Genomic DNA, 17,953 nt, shown 5'->3' on the forward strand with positions numbered 1-17,953 from the left:
ACTGCAAAAGTGCAGGCGAATTTCGTCGAAATTCCCCGAAAAGGGTGGTTCAACTGCAAAAAGTGCATTTCAGCTCCGGTCAAAAGTTCCTTATTTATCGAATAGCCCCTAAAGAGATGCACTTTTGCATTTCAATCGCTCTAAAATGGTGATTTACGGAAAATAGAATGCACTTTTGCAGTTGATCTCATCTCAGCGGGCACTAGCGTTGCATTAACTGGGAAATGATCATGTTTTCAAGCCGATAATGCGCCTGACGGAAATCTAACGGTTGGAGCAGCGGCTAATTTGCGAAAAAAGCCTTTTTCAAAACTTTAACGGTTGTGAGCGCCGTTATTTGCCTGAATCTAAGCAAACTAAGCCGGATTTCAGCGAAATAAGCTCCATGGCAACCGTTACAATTTAAAATCAACGTTTTTGGAACAAATAACGCTTGTGGCAACCGTTAGAATATTGGTGTGGCTGAAAATGTATCTTGTCAGATTTAATGCAATGCTAGTGCTCAGCAGGCCGCCCTTCTTTCCAAGAAAAACGATAAGCTCGGCTGAATGACGTGAATCGTCCATTTCCCGGATTAAGTATCCAGGAAGTCGATAATTTCGCTCAGCTTCAGATTATAGACCTGCTTCTCGTCCACATGATACACGTTTAAGGCGTACGTTTCCGGCAGGAAGTTTAAAATCCGGCACGGGATGCTCATCCGTTCCCCGTTCCGGTTGATATATAACCGTACCAGTTTGTTTCCCGTAATGTAACTTTGAATCCACTTCTGAAATTCCTCGCTGGAAGCAAAGTCCTTAAAGCCGCTGGCGGCTTGATCCGGGACAGGCACTTCCGCTTTGGGCTGGGGTTTGCTTTGTTTGCCGTCATCGGGAGCGTTGTTGTTCGCCTCCGTTTTTCCCAAGCGCTTATAGGTCTTGGAAATAAAGGACTGCTTCCGGTTGGCAAGCAGCGAATCGATGATTTCGCCCAGTTCTATTCCCGAATTAATTCGGAAATCCATGATGTCGGGCCCGTTGTTCAACAATTGCAGCAGGTTCTGCAGCGCTTGCCCGTTCGTTTTGCTCCGAATCAACACTTCCACGTTAAATAAGTAACCGGATTCATCCTCATGATGCTGTTCATTTTGCTTGTCCATAGTTCCCCCATAAAAGTCGTGTTCGGTTTGACTTCATTAATAATAGCACCGCTCAATAAACAATCATAGCCCCAAATTCCCAAAAAAACACGAAACAGAATATGTAAAAATTTTACAATTATCCGAATGAATCGAACCCGTTTCGTAAACACTGGTTGTGGGTAATAAATAAGGGAGCATACTCTATTCCAGGATGAAGGTAGGGGATGAATCATGGCGCAATCGGATGCCAAACCGACGGGCAAGTCGAACAAGACGGCCTTGGAGCAGCTGCTTAACGTACAGGTGGCGAATTTGAACGTGTTATACGTCAAACTCCATCATTTTCATTGGTATGTTCAAGGCGGGACTTTCTTTACCCTGCATGCCAAATTCGAACAGCTGTATAATGAAGCCACGGAGCAGATGGACGCCATCGCCGAACGGATGCTAGCCCTGAAGTGGAAGCCTGCGGCAACGTTAAAGGAATATCTCGACTTGGCCACCATCCAGGAAGCGGCGGGGCAGGAAGAGCCTCAGGCCATGGTGCAGAGCTTGGTCGAGGACCTTGCCACCATGGCGGAGTCTTATCATGAAGCGATCGATTTGGCCGATCAGGCCGGCGATGATGCCACCAGCGACTTGTTGACGGGGTATAAAAGAGATTGGGAAAAACACATGTGGATGCTGCGTTCTTACTTGGGCTGATTTAGGAAAGCTTAAGTCGGTCCCCCCTTACGTTTGAACAGGCTTGGCCGTCATGAAGAGGGCCGAGCCTTTTTCGTATGACGGCCATCCGCCGGCGTACGTTGATTATGCATACAAAGTAGGTTAGAATGAAATGAGAATCAATGAGAATCACTTAGAATTATTCTAATGTGATAATTATTATGCTATAATGGCAAAAACAAAGGGCAGCGTCCCTGGCTAAACTCTCGTACGATGGAAGGAGCAGGAAAAATGGCTACACATTTTGTTGTGGAAGGTCTTAAAGCGACGATTGAAGGGAAGGAGATCCTGAAAGGGATCGATCTTGAGATAAAAGGCGGAGAAATCCACGCCATTATGGGCCCGAACGGAACCGGGAAAAGTACGCTCGCATCGGCGCTCATGGGACATCCGAAATACGAAGTGACGGACGGCAAAGTTACGCTGAACGGCGAAGACGTGCTGGAGATGGAAGTGGACGAGCGCGCCCGCGCCGGCATGTTCCTGGCCATGCAGTATCCGAGCGAAATCGCCGGGGTGACGAATTCCGACTTTTTGCGCAGCGCGATCAACGCCCGCCGCGAAGAAGGCGACGAAATCTCGCTGATCAAATTTATCCGTCAAATGGAAGCACAAATGAAGGTGCTGGAAATGAATCCGGAATTCGCCCACCGTTATTTGAACGAAGGTTTCTCCGGCGGGGAGAAGAAGCGGAACGAAATTTTGCAAATGCTGCTGCTCGATCCGAAACTCGTCATTCTCGACGAAATCGACTCCGGCCTTGACATCGACGCGCTGCGCATCGTGGCGAACGGCGTTAACTCGATCCGCAGCGAGGATCGCGGCTTCCTGATCATCACCCACTACCAGCGCCTGCTGAACTACATCAAACCGGACTTCGTGCACGTGATGATGCAAGGGCGCATCGTCAAATCCGGCGGCCCTGAGCTGGCGGAACGTCTGGAGCAGGACGGTTACGATTGGGTTAAAGAAGAGCTTGGCATCGTGGACGAGACGGTCGGTCAAGAAGCCTAAGCGGAAGGAGGAACCAAAAGATGACGACACAAACCGTTCTTCCGGTGGAAGCGGAGCAGTTGAAGAAAATTTCCGCTAAGCGCGGCGAACCGGCGTGGCTGACCGATAACCGGTCGCGGGCGCTGCAGCTGGCGGCGGAACTGGAATTGCCTAAATTGGAGAAAACGCGGCTCGACCGCTGGGATCTGAACAATTACGGGGGATTAAGCGAGGTTCGCCAGGAAAAATCGCAGCAGCTTCCGGAAAGCATAACTTCGCTTGTTGATTTGACGGAGCAAAGCAATCTGCTTGTGCAGCGCAACTCCGACACCGTATTTACCCGGCTTGCGCCTGAGTTGGCGGCACAGGGCGTTATTTTTACGGATCTGGAAACCGCGGCCCGCGAGCACGGCGACCTTGTCCAGAAATATTTGCACGCGGCGGTGAAGCCGGAGGAAAACCAGCTTACCGCGCTGCATGCGGCTTTGTGGAACGGCGGGGTATTCCTGTACGTGCCGAAAAACGTGGAAATCGAGGCGCCGCTGCAGAGCATTTTCCTGCTGGATGAGGCCGAAGCTGTTTTTGCGCCGCACGTGTTGATCGTGGCTGAAGCGAACAGCAAGGTCACATACGCGGATAATTACATTTCCGTAAACCTGGGCGGCAAAATCGTGCACAACGGTTCCGCGGAAGTGTTCGTAAACCAAGGGGCCAAGGTGCAGTTCGCTACGGTGCATCATTTGGGCGAGCACGCGACCGACCTGACGTTCCGGCGCGCCATCGTCGAAAACGACGGCAGCATCGAGTGGATCGTCGGCGAAATGAACGGCGGCGACGCGGCCAGCGAAACGCTGTCGATTCTGAAAGGCAACGGCTCGAGCTCCGACGTCAAAGCGATCGCGGTCGGTTCCGGGTCGCAGCGTTTGAACTACACGACGAAGGCCGTTCACTACGGCAAAAGCTCAAGCAGCCAAATGATCACCCGCGCGGTGATGCGCGAATCGGCAACGGCGATCATCAACGGGATTACGAAAATCGAAAAAGGCGCGACCAAAGCGGACGGCCAGCAAACGGAAAAAGTGCTGATGCTGAGCCCGAAAGCGCGCGGGGACGCCAATCCGATTCTGCTGATCGACGAGGATGACGTTACGGCCGGGCACGCCGCATCCGTCGGCCAGGTCAACCCTGAGCAAATCTACTATCTGATGTCGCGCGGCATTTCCCGCGCCGAGGCCGAACGCTTGATCATCTACGGGTTCTTGGCTCCGGTCGTGTCGGATATCCCGCTGGAGCCGCTGCAAAAGCAATTGCAGGCTCTGGTGGAAAGGAAGTTGGGACAATGAGCATAAACGCCGAAGAGCTCAAAAAACAGTTCCCGATTTTGCAGCAGGAGGTAAACGGGCATCCGCTCGTTTACCTGGACAGCGCGGCTTCTTCCCAGAAGCCGGTCCAAGTATTGGAGGCGCTGAAGCACTACTACGAATGGGATAACGCCAATGTGCACCGCGGCGTTCACACGCTGGGCAGCCGGGCGACCGACGCTTACGAGGGCGCCCGCGAGAAGGTAGCCCGCTTTATCGGCGCGGCGCGCCGCGAGGAAATTATTTTTACCCGGGGAACGACGACGTCGCTGAATCTGGTCGCATCCTCTTACGGGGCGGCGGCCGTGAATGAGGGCGACGAAATTGTCATCACCCCGATGGAGCATCATAGCAACCTGATTCCTTGGCAGCAGCTGGCGCTGAAGAAGAAGGCGGTGCTGAAATATATTCCGCTTCAGCCGGACGGTCATATCGCGCTGGAGGATGCGGAGAAAACGATCACCGGCAAAACGAAAATCGTGGCCACTTCTTATGTATCCAACGTGCTTGGCGTGGTCAACCCGGTGAAGGAGCTGGCCGCCATCGCGCACCGGCACGGGGCCGTCATGGTCGTCGACGGGGCGCAAAGCACGCCGCATATGAAAGTGAACGTACAGGACCTCGATTGCGATTTCTATGCTTTTTCCGGCCATAAAATGTGCGCTCCGACCGGGATTGGGGTACTATATGGGAAGAAGCATCTGCTGGAATCGATGGAACCGGTCGAATACGGCGGCGAAATGATCGACGATGTCGGTTTGTACGAGTCGAGCTGGAAGGAGCTCCCCTGGAAGTTCGAAGGCGGGACGCCGATTATCGCCGGCGCCGTCGGACTTGCGGCGGCCATCGATTTTCTGGAAGGAATCGGGCTGGAGGAAATTCATCGGCACGAGGCCAAACTTGCGGCTTATGGGATAAACCGCCTGGCGGAAATTGAAGGACTGACGTTGTACGGACCGCGCGAACGCGAGATCGGACTTCTGACCTTCAATCTGGAAGGCATTCATCCGCATGACGTGGCCACCGTGCTCGACGCTTCCGGCATCGCGATCCGGGCCGGCCATCACTGCTGCCAGCCGCTGATGCGCTGGCTGGAAGCGAGCGCAACGGCCAGAGCCAGCCTGTATTTGTACAATACGGAACAGGATATCGACCGACTGGCGGAAGCTTTAATCCAAACAAAGGAGTATTTTGGGTAATGCAACTGGACGATTTGTACCGCCGCGTCATTATGGATCATTATAAAAATCCGCGCAACCGCGGGAAATTTGACGGAGATGCCGTTACGGTCGACCTGAACAATCCGACCTGCGGCGACCGGATTTCCCTGCAGCTGATCATCGAGGGCGACATCGTCAAGGACGCCCGGTTTACCGGGGAGGGCTGCTCGATCAGCATGTCCTCGGCCTCGATGATGACGGAAGCCGTCAAGGGCCGGACGCTTCAGGATGCGCTGGATTTGGCCGGACGTTTCTCCAAGCTGATGATGGGCGAATCCGTGGATTTTGACGATTACGAGGATCTCGAGGCCTTATCCGGGGTTAATAAATTTCCCGCCCGGATCAAATGCGCCACATTGGCTTGGAACGCTTTGAAAAAAGGGATTCAAACCGAATCTTAAATTTAAGGAGGGACCTGACTCATGGCCAAAAAAGCACCGGAATTGGAAGAGTACAAATATGGCTTCCGGGACGAACACAAGGCGGTATTCCAATCGGGTAAAGGCTTGACCCGCGAAATCGTGACGGAGATCTCCCGGATTAAGAACGAACCGGAATGGATGCTGAATTTCCGGCTGAAGTCGCTGGAACAATTCGAGAAGATGCCGCTGCCGCGTTGGGGCGGAGATCTGAGCGAGCTTGATTTTAACGATATTCAATATTATGTAAGACCTTCGGAAAAGCAAGGGAAGACGTGGGAAGAAGTTCCTGCCGAGATCAAGGAAACGTTCGATAAACTGGGGATTCCGGAAGCGGAGCAGAAGTTCCTCGCCGGGGTATCCGCGCAATACGAATCCGAGGTCGTTTACCACAGCATTCAGAAGGACCTGGAGGACCAAGGCGTTATCTTTATGGACACGGACTCCGCGTTGCGCGAGTATCCGGAACTGTTCCGCGAATACTTCGGCACCGTCGTTCCGGCGGCGGACAACAAGTTTGCCGCTTTGAACAGCGCCGTTTGGTCCGGGGGCAGCTTCATCTACGTGCCGAAAGGCGTGAAATGCGAAATTCCGCTGCAGGCATATTTCCGCATCAACTCGGAAAATATGGGCCAGTTCGAACGCACGCTGATCATCGCCGACGAAGGCAGCTTCGTGCACTACACGGAAGGCTGCACGGCGCCGATCTACAGCACGAATTCGCTGCATAGCGCGGTCGTGGAAATCATCGTGAAAAAGGATGCCCGCGTGCGTTATACGACGATTCAAAACTGGGCGCCGAACATTTACAACCTTGTTACGAAACGGGCGGTGGCCGAAGAGAACGCGACGATGGAATGGGTCGACGGCAACATCGGCTCCAAGCTGACAATGAAATATCCGGCGGTCGTGCTCAAAGGCCGCGGGGCGAAAGGCAGCGTGCTGTCGATCGCGGTAGCGGGCAAAGGCCAGCTTCAGGACGCCGGCGCGAAAATGATCCACCTGGCGCCGGATACGACGTCCACGATCGTGTCCAAATCGATCAGTAAGCAAGGCGGCAAAGTGACGTACCGTGGCCTTGCTTCCTTCGGCCGCCAGGCGGAAGGCGCGAAAGCCAACATCAAATGCGATACGCTGATCCTCGACAACGAGTCGACGTCGGATACGATTCCGTACAACGAAATCATGAACGACAACATCGTGCTGGAGCACGAAGCGACCGTTTCCAAGGTGTCGGAAGAGCAGCTCTTCTACTTGATGAGCCGCGGCCTCTCCGAAGAAGAAGCGACGCAAATGATCATCATGGGCTTTATCGAACCGTTCACCAAGGAGCTGCCGATGGAATACGCGGTAGAGATGAACCGGTTGATCAAGTTCGAAATGGAAGGTTCGATCGGTTAAGGAAAGTTAGGCTATCCACTATTTAGGTTGTAAAATCCGCAGATTTTCTCTGCGGATTTTTTTACATAGATTTTTTTACATAGCGGGGAAAACCACCATCTAGCGGTAGAGTCGTCGCTGAATAGAGCGGAAAGCCTCCCGACTTTGACAGCGGCTTCATGAATCAGGTCCGGCAGTTGCCCGTTTTTCATGGGAAGAAAGAAGGCTCGCTGGGAATCAGATGCAAAAGTACATTTGATTTTTAGCAAATTTCTGCTTTTGAGCGGATGAAGTGCAAAAATACATCTGATTTGGGGCTATCGGATCAAAAAGTATCTTTTGCCCGGAAATGAAATGCACTTTTGCAGTTGAGCCGCCTATTTCGGGGGATATCGACGAATATCGCATGCACTTTTGCATTTCGTCATCGTACGGACTCAGGAGGGGGCCTGAGGAGATTTTATTGCCCCCAATTCAGCACAAGTTACGGCTACCGCCTGATCGTGACGCGCGTCCCGATCGGCAGGATTCTTGCCAGTTCGATTACATCCGGATTATACATGCGGATGCAGCCGTGCGATACTTCTTTGCCGATAGAAGAAGGATCATTGGTGCCGTGAATCCCGTAATGGGGTTTGGATAACCCCAGCCAATAGGCGCCGAACGGGCCGCCCGGATTCACGGCTTTGTTGACGATCGTATAGGTGCCTTGCGGCGTTTGCGTGAGCATTTTTCCAATTCCGACCGGAAACGCGCGGACAACGGTGTTGTTGTCCAGCAAATATAATTTTCTTTCCGAAAGATCGACGATGATGCGGTAGTTCGGCATATTGTGCGCCTCCACGTTTTTGCCATAGTGTATGCTCTCTGGGCTTTAGTGGATTGGGCGCACGCAAGGCCGCCCCGGGCCGGTTGGCCCCATGGAGCGGCCTTGCATAGCTTACAGGTACACATTACAGATACACATCTTCGATGATGGTTTCCCGTTCTTTGGAGAGATCGACGAAGCGGGCATCGGTTTGGACGAGCGGGCGGAAAAAATCGGTCTGGTTCGTCATCACGATCGAGCCGACTTCGCCGGTGCTGAGCAGCACCTTCTTGCCGATGAAGTTCGGCAGCAAATGGCGGATCAGCGCCTGCGTCGGCTCGGGGCTGAGCTTGCCGAAGCTGAGGCTGTTTAGCTCGCGCAGTACGGTCAGCAGCTCCTGCTTGGAGCGGTACACGCGATTGGTGGTCATCGCGGAATAAACGTCGGCGACGGCGGCGATTTTGGCGAAAGGGTGGATGTCTTTGGCGCGCAAACCGTTTGGATACCCGCTCCCGTCCTCGCGTTCATGGTGCTGCAGCGCTACTTGAGCGGCGATTTCGTCCCCGGTTGAGTTTAGGATAATTTCATATCCGTAGGCGGGATGTCCTTTGACCTGTTCAAATTCCTCCGGCGTCAGCTTGCCCGGCTTGGACAAAATTTCCTGCGGCACCTTGCAGTTGCCGATGTCGATCAAATAGCCGGCCTTGCCGGCCTGATAGGCTTCCTCCTTGGAATAGCCGAGCCATGAAGCGATATAATAGGAGAGCATGCCGACCTGCATGGAGTGATGGTAAGTATAGTTGTCATCGCCTCCAATGAGCAGGAGCAAGGATACGACGTCTTTATGGTCAACGAGTTGATCGACCATCGGCTTAAGCAGCTTGTCCACTTTGGCATTGTCAAAGGTACCGCCGGTGAGCGCTTCCAAGAAAATCTGTTCAAAACCGTCCACGGCGTCGTCCAAAATCGGTTTGACTTTTTGCCCCGGATGGGAAGGTCCTTCTTCCGAAGGAACATCCGCATCCAGGCTTTGCGGTTCAATATCCACATAGTCGACCCCGTGCTGCATCAATCTTACGATGGCATCGCTTGTCAACCGGGTGCCTTTTTGCATAACAAAAACACCATAATTATTGAATATGTCGGTTTGAAGACGGTCGCCGGACCTGAGTTCCATGATATGCACTTTCAAGGACGATGACACCTCATAATCACCAGTTTTCCTTCATAATAACAGGTAATAATTGGATTGACAATGAGAATTATGGGGCGCCAGTCACCGTACGGAGCTATAAGTCCCAGGGGCGGAGGGGTTCCATGGACCCAAGCCGTGCCCTTTCCATTCGGAACCGTCCTCCCAGATTTCCTTCTTCCAAATGGGCACGATTTGCTTCAGCCGTTCGATGGCGTAACGGCTCGCTTCGTAGCAGCTATCCCGGTGCGGGGCCGATACGGCGATCACAACGCTGATTTCGGCCAGGCCGACGCGGCCGATCCGGTGGCTGATGGCGCACCGCGCGCCCGGCCATTTCTCGCCGAGCTCGGCGCCGATTTGCCGCAGTTTGGCCAAGGCCATCGGGACGTAAGCTTCATATTCCAAGTGCACCGTGCGGCGCCCCTCGGTCCATTCCCGGGTCGTGCCGGTAAAAGTGAGCGTTGCGCCATGCGCGGAAGTGATGACTTTACGGGTGACTTCCTCGACGGAAACCGGCTCTTCGGTAATGACGTAAAGCTCGCTCTCCCGCGGGGTTTCGTCATCGTCCGCGGCGTTTTCCCCGCCCGATACCGGCGGAATCAAGGCGACTTCGTCACGCTCGGTGATGACGGCGTTCCCGGCGGCATATTCCTGGTTAACCGCCACGAACGAAGCGTCAATCAACGTTGAGGCGGCAGGGTAAGCCGCGGCCAAGGCTTCTTTCAATTGAGCTGCGGTCACTTGCTGATGTTCGGGATGCGGAAATGCGAAATCGAGGCTGGACGTGCCGATCCGGTCCGCCAGTCCGGCGAATAAGGCAATTTTAATTTTCATAAGTAAATCTCCTCGGCTTGGTTTGATTGTAATATATCATTATCGGAAGACAATGTTCAATTTAAAGGTATATAATACTCTTTGAACTCTAAAATTTAGAATAGGCCGATTTAAAGGAGAAGGCAAGGGGGCAAGATGTGATGCCGGAGATGGACCAGGACACATTAACGATACTTTATACGAACGATATACATAGCCATTTCGACGCCATGGAGCGCATCGCCGCCATGATCGATGAATTGCGGGCTCAGGCGCCCGGCCCTACGCTCCTTCTCGATATCGGCGATCATATGGACCGTTCCGCCGTGGAAACCGAAGGGACGATGGGGCGAGCCAACGTCGACGTGCTGAACCTGACGGGCTACGATGCCGTGACGATCGGCAACAATGAAGGGCTGACGTTTACCCCCGGCCAGCTTGAACAAGCATATGCGGAATTGAAAAGCCCTGTCGTGTGCGGCAACATTCTGGAAAAAGCGACCGGACGTCCGCCGGACTGGATGCACAGACGGCTGATTGTGCAAAAAGGCGGGTTTACGATCGGCCTTGTTGCGGCGACGGCCGCTTTTGCCGAGTTTTATGACCTGCTGGGCCTAAGCGCACTCGATCCGCGGGAGACGATTGCCGAGGACGTGCGGCAGCTTCGCGGCCAAGTGGACCTCGTTATCGTCATGTCCCACCTGGGGGTGACGCTGGACCGCGAACTGGCGGCGACGGTACCGGGGATCGACCTGATTTTGGGCGGACATACGCATCACTTGCTGGAGACGCCCGAGCCAATCGGCTCGGCGATGATTACGGCGGCGGGTAAATTCGGCCGTTATTTGGGAAAGATCGTCGTCCGCAAAAATCCGCCGGGCCAGGGCCGGCCTTTGCAAATCGGCGGCGTTTGCCTCGAAGTGGGGGACGGGCCCAAGCAAGGGCGGGTGCAAGCGGCGATTGCCCGCAACCTGGCCGCAGCCAAAGAACGGTTAAGCCGCACGGTGGCCGTCGCGGAGCGAAGCCTGCCTATTGAATACGGCGCGGAATCTCCGTTCGGGAATCTGCTCGCGCAAGCGGTCCGGAGGTATACGGGCAGCGAGCTGTCGATCGTGAACAGCGGACAGCTGCTGTCCGGCCTTCCGGCGGGCGAAATTAGCGCGGGGATGCTGCATGAACGGTGCCCGTCGCCCATTAACCCCTGCAGAATGAAGCTGAGCGGGGAGGACATCCTTTACAGCCTGGAGCAATCGCTATTGGATGAAATGAAGGAAAAGGTCATTTTCGGATATGGTTTCCGGGGGAAAGTGCTGGGGAGCATTTGCGTCGACGGCATGGAAATCCTCTACAATCCGGACGCCCCTCCCTTCCGGCGGATCGTAGAGGCCCGCGTGGCGGGAAAGCCCGTGGAAGCCCGGAGAACCTACGATGTCGGAACGCTGGATATGTTTTCGTTCGGCGTCGGCTACGAGCGGCTCAAAAATGGAAGCGATATGCGGTTCATGCTCCCCGATTTCCTCCGCGATTTGCTGCGGCTGGAGCTGCAAACGGACGGCGCGGCGGAAAATTGTTTTCAGCAGCGATGGAAAAAAGTAGAATAAAAGAATAGACGTCACACCTGATCAGGAGGATGGGATGAGTTTTATCGTCGCGATTGTTTTAGCTATTGTGGAAGGCCTGACGGAGTTTATTCCCGTATCGTCGACCGGACATATGATCCTGACGGCCAAGCTGTTCGGCTACGACGATCAGTCGCCGGAGATGAAAACATTCGAGATCGTCATCCAGCTTGGGGCCATTTTGGCGATGGCCTGGGTTTACCGGGAGCGGATTCTGGATTTGCTTGGCCTGAGCCAAAAAGTGAAGACCGTCAACCCGAACGCTCCGTCACAGCGGCTAAATTTGCTGCATGTTTTTTTGGGCATTTTGCCGGCGCTTCTTGTCGGTTATGTTTTCCGGGATTTCATCAAAAGCCTGTTCAGCCCTTCCACGGTATTGTGGGCCTTAGTCGTAGGCGGCGCTTTTATGCTGTTTGCCGAATGGTTCTCCAAACGCAAAGCGAACATTACGGCGCCGGACATCGATCGGCTTACGTACAAGCAGGCTTTGCTGATCGGCGTGTACCAATGCATTTCCGTACTGTGGCCGGGTTTCTCGCGTTCCGGCTCCACGATTGCGGGCGGCATGCTCAGCGGGCTGAGCTACCGGGCGGCGTCGGATTTTTCGTTCCTGATCGCCATTCCGATCATGTGCGCGGTTTCGGGTTACGAAATGCTCGATTCTTACCGATATTTAACTTCAGATACGCTGGGCTATTTTTTGGTCGGGTTTATCGTGGCTTTTATCGTTGCGTATGTGGTGATCGTGGCCTTTTTTAAGCTGATCCAAAAAATCCGGCTTCGCCACTTCGCTTACTATCGCTTTATTCTTGCCGCGCTATTCTGGATTTTTATTATGCGCTAATACCGCATATGGCTGGAAGTTTAACGACCCAAAATAAGCCGCTGTTCCATAGGGACATTACGAAATTACAGAGACGGAAGTGGATAACATGCGGTTGATACCCGTCGGCTCGCTGCAGGCCGGAATGAAATTAGGCAAAAAGATTTATAATGAGGACGGGGTCGTTCTTCTCTCCGAAAATGCTGAGCTGACCGATGCGATTATTCGGCGTCTTAAGTCCCACGGGCTGGATTTCGTCTACATTGCGGATCCGCGTACGGATGATGTCGTTGTCAATGACATGATCGAGGATGAAACGCGGCGGCATGCGCTCTCGGAGATCCGGACCCAGTTTCGCAATTGGGCGACCCCGGCCGTCAAAGGTGTGGTATATCCCTATTTGGGAAAAAAGTTTACCGGCGTCATCGAGTCGATTCTCGACGATCTCAGCGCCAGAAACGACGCCATGATTATGATGATGAACATCAACAGCATGGATCATTACCTGTATCGTCATTCCTTGAACGTATGCGTGTATACGCTGCTGCTCGGACAAATTCACGGGTACAGCAAAGACGAGCTGACGATGCTTGGCCTGGGGGCGATGCTGCATGACGTGGGCAAAACAAAGCTGCCGTTGTCGCTGCTGAACAAGCCCTCCCGGCTGACCGACGAGGAGTTTAAGCAGATTCAGCTGCACCCGGAGCTGGGCTTTAAAATGCTTAAGGATGAGCCGGGCATTCCTTTGATTTCGGCGCATTGCGCTTATCAGCACCATGAGAAGATAGACGGCAGCGGTTATCCGCGGGGGCTGCGGGGCGAGGAGATCCATGAGTTTGCCCGCTGGATCGCGATTACGGACGCTTACGACGCCATGACGACGCACCGCGTCTACCGCAAGGCGATGCTGCCGCATCAGGCGCTCGAGGTGCTGTACGCCGGATGCGGGGATTGGTACGAAAAATCGAAGCTGGAGGTCTTCCGCGACCGGGTGGCGATTTACCCGTTAGGCATGACCGTGAAGTTAAGTACGGGCGAAAGCGGCGTTGTGGTGAAAATTAACGGGCATATGCCGCAGCGTCCGGTGGTGCGGGTTTTAACCGATCCGCTGGGCGCGGAATTGAAATCGCCCTTTGAAATTGATTTGTCCGTTCAATTCGCCGTGGTGATTACGGAGATTGACGGGATGGGAATGGTGATAAAATCATGATAGAAACGAATAATATGGCGGGAGCTTGGAGTCAGGCGATCAGTCCGCAGAACGACCCGTGGGACCCGATCGGTTCGCTGCGCAAATACGGCCGGCATGTGCTGACCAGCGTGGAATTGACGGTTACGAATCTATGCAATATGCGCTGCGAGCATTGCGCGGTCGGCGACAGCCTGGTGCTAAAGGAGCCCGAACAGCTGCCGCTGCCGCTTATTCTGAAAAGGCTGGATGAAGTGGAGCATTTGCAGACGATCAGCATCACGGGAGGAGAGCCGACGTTCCGGCGGCAGACCGTGGAGGAGAAAATCATCCCGCTGCTCAAATACGCCAAGGCGCGCGGAGTGCGCTCCCAGATCAACTCAAACCTGACCTTGAATTATGACCGGTACGAGCCGCTGCTGCCGTTTTTGGACGTGATGCACATTTCCTTCAACTATACGAGCGAGCGCGATTTTCACGAAGTGGGTTTTGCGCGAAGCGGGCATTCCGTTCCGGCGGAAGCGGCGTATAAGCTGTATGATACAATGATCGAAAATACGCGCAAACTAAGCGAAGCGGGGATGTTCATTTCCGCGGAGTCGATGATCAATTACCGGACGCACGAGAAGCTGCCGCAAATTCACCGGATGATCGTGGAGATGGGCTGCCGGAGGCATGAGGTTCACCCGATGTATGCGGCCGATTTTGCCGAAGGTCTGCCGGTGTTGGCGCTCACGGAAATGCGCAAGGCGATACATAAGCTGCTGGATGAGCGGGACCCGTCGGTTTGGATGCTGTTCGGGACTTTGCCGTTTTTTGCGTGCAGCGATGGTGAAGATGATCTGAAGCTATTGCGGCGCTTGCGGAAAGAACCCAACGTCACGGTCCGCAACGACCCGGACGGCCGGAATCGCGTGAATGTGAACATGTTTACGGGCGATGTTTACGTCACGGATTTTGCGGCTATTCCGGCGTTCGGCAATGTGAAGGAAGGCCGTTTGGACGACATTTTCGCCAAATGGCAAACGGAGCATCCGCTGAACCAGACGGTGAATTGCCACTGCGATGCCGCCGGCTGCTGCGGTCCCAATCTGCTTGTCGCCGATATGTACTACAAAAATATCGACTTTAAAGCCCGCCAAGCGATAACTCTATAGGAAAGAGGCGTTTCCATTGCCTGATGGTCATACCGAATTTGAAGTAGGGAAGCTGATTTTAAACCTGCTTATCGTATTTATTCTCGTTTTTCTGAACGGTTTCTTCGTGGCGGCCGAATTTTCGCTTGTCAAAGTACGGCAGTCCCGGCTCACCCAACTGGTTAAAGAAGGAAACCGGCGCGCGAATTATGCGCTGAAGGTGAATAAACGGCTTGACACGTATTTGTCGGCAACGCAGCTGGGTATCACGCTGGCCTCGCTCGGTTTGGGCTGGGTCGGCGAACCCGCCGTGTCGGAACTGCTGGTCGAGCCGCTCATGCATAAAATGGGCGCCACGGATCCGACGCTGATTTCGACGGTTTCCGTGGCCGTTGGCTTTGCGATCATTACTTTTTTGCATATCGTCATGGGCGAGCTTGCCCCAAAATCGCTGGCGATCCAGAAATCGGAGGAGACGTCGCTGTGGCTGTCGTGGCCGCTGCTGATGTTTTACCGGGTGTTCCTGCCGGTCATCTGGCTTTTGAATTCGGCGGCCAACGGGGCGCTGCGCCTGATCGGCATCGAGCCGGCCGGCGAGGCGGAAGCGGCGCACTCCGAAGAGGAGATCCGCATTTTGATGAATCAAAGCGCCAAAAGCGGGGTTTTCGATCAGGACGAAATGAAGCTGGTGGACAATATTTTCGATTTCTCGGACATGCTCGCCCGCGAGGTTATGCTGCCGCGCACGGACATGGACTGCTTGTACACGAACCTGAGCTGGGAAGAAAACATGAAGATCGTGGCCGAAACGAAGCATTCCAGGTATCCGGTTGCGGTTGAGGATAAAGACCAAATCATCGGTTTTGTCCATATTACCGACCTGCTGCTGCCGGAAGCGGATCGCCCGCTGGATTTGGCGCAAATGGTGCGGCCGATTCTGAACGTGCCGGAGTCGATGGAAGTCAGCCATGTATTGCGCCTGATGCAGAAGAAGCATTCCCAGCTGACGCTGGTGGTGGACGAATACGGAGGCACGGCCGGGCTGCTGACCGCGGAGGAAATTCTCGAAGAGATCGTCGGCGACCTGCATGACGAGTTCGAGGACGAACGTCCGGAAGTGGAAATTTTGGCGGAAGGCGTCTATTCGGTGGACGGCCGGATGCTGATCGAGGAAGTCAACGACCTGGTCGGCAGCGACATCGAGGATGAAGAGGTCGACTCCATCGGGGGGTGGCTGTTCAAGGAGCTGGAAGGTGCTCCGGCCAAAGGGAAAAAAATACAAGTCGACGACACCCTGTTTGAAGTGGCCGAATCGGGCCGCCTTCGCATCACCCGGGTGAAAATTACGAAACTGCAAATTTTGGAGCCGGATGAAGCTGAGTTGGAGGATGAATAGTACGGTTTTATCACTCAACTTTCGCAGCAAAAAAATCGGCGGACAAGCCTTGATGTAGCAGGGTAAAACAGCAATCCATTGCCGGAGTTGACGCTGAATTAGAAGCGGTCAGTGTCTTCCCGGCTTTTTGGGCTGCTTCGTTGATCAAGTCGAGCAAGCAACTGTTGTAAGACAACCGGTCAATCGAGTGTGCCGACTTGGTCGCACAGCAAATACAACAAGCCGCTGAAGGGGCGTGCGTTGGACTTTACCGGGGGGGCGTGTCTTGGTGTTCCTGCCTGCTGCCTGCCTTTGCACGATTATCCCTTACGTTCAGGGACCAGGGGGTGGGGGCTAGAGCAAGGGTTCCAAAAAAAGAGAGAGGAAAAAGAGAGAGGAAAAAAAGAGGGGGAAAAAAATGAGGTGGTTCAGGTGAGATTTTTTGGCTTGATAAGGGAACGCACGTTTGGTATAATGAAATAAATGGAATATATGTTCGTATATTCTTGATTCGGGGGCGAGTAAACATGGAGATCAATGCGGGAACGGAACTTCAGCCATTCAGCAGCCATTCAGCAGCCGTTTTAACAGCGAGCAGGCCTGCATGGAGGCGCTGATCGCGATGTTTGAACGGTGGGGGTTACTTGATGCGGATCAACTTAATTGGGTAGGGGTTAGCATGAACAGTGCGGGCGTTGCTGCAGACGGAAGAGTTTAGGCTACAGCATAATCACGGTCTTTTCATTTCCCTCGCGTCTTGTCCTTGATCTCCTGTCTTGATCTCCTGTCTTGATCTCTTGTCCGGTCTGTTTCACCTCCTCTAAACCTGATTTCTTCTCCTATGCCTGTCTAAATTATCTCGAACCTATCTGCTTCTCCACAAATATTTTTCTCCCGAGCTTGTCTTTCTCTCTGCTACCTGATCAAAGGGGATAATCGTGCAAAGCTCCGGACAGGGAGTGTGGATTTGCCGGCCACCCCACTTCCCAATCCTCGAGCTTTCAACACCCTTCCGCGTTTCTTGCCACGATCGGTTTTCGACTTGACTGGCAAGCAAGGATTATAAGGTTAAGCCAGACACTTTTTGCGATTTTTGCGGATTTTCGGTTCATTATCTGGGCGAACGTCATATGTTATTGGTAAGATGCAGGGAAATGATGGTTTCCTGACAGCATGAAATATGTCCCGGAAAAGGAGGAAATTTCTTTGAACCATCCCCAAGAGCGTGTATTTACCCCCTTCATTGGCCCATTTGATCCTTGTCCGCCGATCACCCACAAAACATACAGCACCCCTCCGCAGTTATTTATACATTTTCAACCGCCGAATTTGCCGCAGTTCAGCCCGATGGAGGCTTTGAGACACGGTACGTTGTGGCCCGCTTTGTACAGCCCTTATGAATCCAAATGGGGAAAAGGACGGTGATCCCATGAGTGAGAATGCAAACCAGCCGTTCGATTCGCAATATTATGAACTGCTGGAAAAGCTGCAGGCGCTGGATTTCGTGCTGGTCGAGCTAAACCTGTACCTTGACACGCACCCCGACGACCTGGCCGCCATTCAGCAGTTTAACCAAGTGACCCGGGAACGGACACAGCTCGCCAATCATTTTCAGCAGCTTTACGGACCGCTGCAAAACTTTGGGCGAGCCTATTCGAAATTCCCCTGGGAATGGTCGCAAAGCCCGTGGCCTTGGCAGGTTTAAGTGTGTGTTCAAAAAGTCGGGTTTTCAGGACCGAGAAGGTTTGATGAAGCTAGGGGCTAAGGGGCGGAGCG

General features: G+C 53.6%; 17 protein-coding genes. 13 read left to right on the forward strand and 4 right to left on the reverse strand.

All coding sequences use genetic code 11. The features are described 5' to 3' along the window. Nucleotides 1-574 precede the first annotated feature (574 nt). Nucleotides 575-1,138 (reverse strand): hypothetical protein, encoded by a 564-nt coding sequence (locus tag NYE69_RS12375; protein ID WP_340926408.1) that lies wholly within the window; start codon nt 1,136-1,138, stop codon nt 575-577. Between the two features lie 213 nt (nt 1,139-1,351). On the opposite strand from NYE69_RS12375, the gene NYE69_RS12380 reads away from it, so the two are divergent. The 6 genes from NYE69_RS12380 to sufB all read left to right on the forward strand — a co-directional run bounded on the left by NYE69_RS12380 (nt 1,352) and on the right by sufB (nt 7,240). Continuing rightward, nucleotides 1,352-1,825, forward strand: coding sequence for a Dps family protein (locus NYE69_RS12380; protein WP_340926409.1), 474 nt, complete (start codon nt 1,352-1,354; stop codon nt 1,823-1,825). Between the two features lie 252 nt (nt 1,826-2,077). After that, nucleotides 2,078-2,860, forward strand: a complete 783-nt coding sequence (gene sufC, locus NYE69_RS12385; RefSeq protein ID WP_036624780.1) for a Fe-S cluster assembly ATPase SufC — start codon at nt 2,078-2,080, stop codon at nt 2,858-2,860. Nucleotides 2,861-2,880: 20 nt separating this feature from the next. After that, a complete protein-coding gene (gene sufD, locus NYE69_RS12390; RefSeq protein ID WP_340926410.1) occupies nt 2,881-4,182 on the forward strand; it encodes a Fe-S cluster assembly protein SufD in 1,302 nt (433 codons plus the stop codon). Next, nucleotides 4,179-5,399: a cysteine desulfurase gene (locus NYE69_RS12395; RefSeq protein ID WP_445744769.1), complete on the forward strand. Its 1,221-nt coding sequence runs from the start codon at nt 4,179-4,181 to the stop codon at nt 5,397-5,399. Before sufD ends, NYE69_RS12395 begins: the two co-directional genes overlap by 4 nt. Beyond that, entirely contained in the window at nt 5,399-5,821 is a 423-nt protein-coding gene (gene sufU / locus NYE69_RS12400; protein ID WP_340926411.1) for a Fe-S cluster assembly sulfur transfer protein SufU, read from the forward strand. Before NYE69_RS12395 ends, sufU begins: the two co-directional genes overlap by 1 nt. Before the next feature lie 21 nt (nt 5,822-5,842). Beyond that, nucleotides 5,843-7,240 (forward strand): Fe-S cluster assembly protein SufB, encoded by a 1,398-nt coding sequence (sufB, locus tag NYE69_RS12405; protein WP_036624770.1) that lies wholly within the window; start codon nt 5,843-5,845, stop codon nt 7,238-7,240. A 469-nt stretch (nt 7,241-7,709) separates the two neighbouring features. On the opposite strand, the gene NYE69_RS12410 is transcribed toward sufB, so the two are convergent. The 3 genes from NYE69_RS12410 to NYE69_RS12420 form a co-directional block, all read right to left on the reverse strand. After that, nucleotides 7,710-8,048, reverse strand: a complete 339-nt coding sequence (locus NYE69_RS12410) for a L,D-transpeptidase (protein ID WP_328273378.1) — start codon at nt 8,046-8,048, stop codon at nt 7,710-7,712. 124 nt (nt 8,049-8,172) lie between these two features. Next, nucleotides 8,173-9,219 carry an HD-GYP domain-containing protein gene (locus NYE69_RS12415; protein WP_328273379.1) on the reverse strand — a complete coding sequence of 349 codons (1,047 nt, stop codon included), beginning with the start codon at nt 9,217-9,219 and terminating at the stop codon, nt 8,173-8,175. 84 nt (nt 9,220-9,303) lie between these two features. Continuing rightward, entirely contained in the window at nt 9,304-10,056 is a 753-nt protein-coding gene (locus NYE69_RS12420) for a molybdenum cofactor biosynthesis protein (protein WP_340926412.1), read from the reverse strand. A gap of 140 nt (nt 10,057-10,196) precedes the next feature. Here NYE69_RS12420 and NYE69_RS12425 point away from each other — a divergent pair, with 140 nt between their 5' ends. The 7 genes from NYE69_RS12425 to NYE69_RS12455 all read left to right on the forward strand — a co-directional run bounded on the left by NYE69_RS12425 (nt 10,197) and on the right by NYE69_RS12455 (nt 17,882). Then, nucleotides 10,197-11,636, forward strand: coding sequence for a bifunctional metallophosphatase/5'-nucleotidase (locus NYE69_RS12425; RefSeq protein ID WP_328273539.1), 1,440 nt, complete (start codon nt 10,197-10,199; stop codon nt 11,634-11,636). Between the two features lie 34 nt (nt 11,637-11,670). Beyond that, nucleotides 11,671-12,498 carry an undecaprenyl-diphosphate phosphatase gene (locus NYE69_RS12430; RefSeq protein ID WP_328273538.1) on the forward strand — a complete coding sequence of 276 codons (828 nt, stop codon included), beginning with the start codon at nt 11,671-11,673 and terminating at the stop codon, nt 12,496-12,498. Between the two features lie 88 nt (nt 12,499-12,586). Continuing rightward, nucleotides 12,587-13,687, forward strand: a complete 1,101-nt coding sequence (locus tag NYE69_RS12435; RefSeq protein WP_036624754.1) for an HD-GYP domain-containing protein — start codon at nt 12,587-12,589, stop codon at nt 13,685-13,687. Next, nucleotides 13,684-14,823 carry a radical SAM/CxCxxxxC motif protein YfkAB gene (gene yfkAB / locus NYE69_RS12440; RefSeq protein ID WP_326045220.1) on the forward strand — a complete coding sequence of 380 codons (1,140 nt, stop codon included), beginning with the start codon at nt 13,684-13,686 and terminating at the stop codon, nt 14,821-14,823. The genes NYE69_RS12435 and yfkAB overlap by 4 nt, the downstream gene beginning before the upstream one ends. Before the next feature lie 16 nt (nt 14,824-14,839). Next, complete coding sequence (locus tag NYE69_RS12445) at nt 14,840-16,198, forward strand: hemolysin family protein (RefSeq protein WP_036624751.1); 1,359 nt, start codon at nt 14,840-14,842, stop codon at nt 16,196-16,198. A 1,152-nt stretch (nt 16,199-17,350) separates the two neighbouring features. Beyond that, complete coding sequence (locus NYE69_RS12450) at nt 17,351-17,602, forward strand: spore coat associated protein CotJA (protein WP_340926415.1); 252 nt, start codon at nt 17,351-17,353, stop codon at nt 17,600-17,602. A 4-nt stretch (nt 17,603-17,606) separates the two neighbouring features. Beyond that, nucleotides 17,607-17,882 carry a spore coat protein CotJB gene (locus NYE69_RS12455; protein WP_340926416.1) on the forward strand — a complete coding sequence of 92 codons (276 nt, stop codon included), beginning with the start codon at nt 17,607-17,609 and terminating at the stop codon, nt 17,880-17,882. Nucleotides 17,883-17,953: the final 71 nt, after the last annotated feature.

The sequence above is a fragment of the Paenibacillus sp. FSL R5-0527 genome, assembly GCF_038008055.1.
Lineage (GTDB): Bacteria > Bacillota > Bacilli > Paenibacillales > Paenibacillaceae > Fontibacillus > Fontibacillus macerans.

Bases quoted from the DNA above. Each gene is read 5' to 3' on its own strand.
- NYE69_RS12375 (WP_340926408.1), bottom strand. From the start codon at position 1,138: ATGGACAAGCAAAATGAACAGCATCATGAGGATGAATCCGGTTACTTA.
- NYE69_RS12380 (WP_340926409.1), top strand. From the start codon at position 1,352: ATGGCGCAATCGGATGCCAAACCGACGGGCAAGTCGAACAAGACGGCC.
- sufC (WP_036624780.1), top strand. From the start codon at position 2,078: ATGGCTACACATTTTGTTGTGGAAGGTCTTAAAGCGACGATTGAAGGG.
- sufD (WP_340926410.1), top strand. From the start codon at position 2,881: ATGACGACACAAACCGTTCTTCCGGTGGAAGCGGAGCAGTTGAAGAAA.
- NYE69_RS12395 (WP_445744769.1), top strand. From the start codon at position 4,179: ATGAGCATAAACGCCGAAGAGCTCAAAAAACAGTTCCCGATTTTGCAG.
- sufU (WP_340926411.1), top strand. From the start codon at position 5,399: ATGCAACTGGACGATTTGTACCGCCGCGTCATTATGGATCATTATAAA.
- sufB (WP_036624770.1), top strand. From the start codon at position 5,843: ATGGCCAAAAAAGCACCGGAATTGGAAGAGTACAAATATGGCTTCCGG.
- NYE69_RS12410 (WP_328273378.1), bottom strand. From the start codon at position 8,048: ATGCCGAACTACCGCATCATCGTCGATCTTTCGGAAAGAAAATTATAT.
- NYE69_RS12420 (WP_340926412.1), bottom strand. From the start codon at position 10,056: ATGAAAATTAAAATTGCCTTATTCGCCGGACTGGCGGACCGGATCGGC.
- NYE69_RS12425 (WP_328273539.1), top strand. From the start codon at position 10,197: ATGCCGGAGATGGACCAGGACACATTAACGATACTTTATACGAACGAT.
- NYE69_RS12430 (WP_328273538.1), top strand. From the start codon at position 11,671: ATGAGTTTTATCGTCGCGATTGTTTTAGCTATTGTGGAAGGCCTGACG.
- NYE69_RS12435 (WP_036624754.1), top strand. From the start codon at position 12,587: ATGCGGTTGATACCCGTCGGCTCGCTGCAGGCCGGAATGAAATTAGGC.
- yfkAB (WP_326045220.1), top strand. From the start codon at position 13,684: ATGATAGAAACGAATAATATGGCGGGAGCTTGGAGTCAGGCGATCAGT.
- NYE69_RS12450 (WP_340926415.1), top strand. From the start codon at position 17,351: ATGAAATATGTCCCGGAAAAGGAGGAAATTTCTTTGAACCATCCCCAA.
- NYE69_RS12455 (WP_340926416.1), top strand. From the start codon at position 17,607: ATGAGTGAGAATGCAAACCAGCCGTTCGATTCGCAATATTATGAACTG.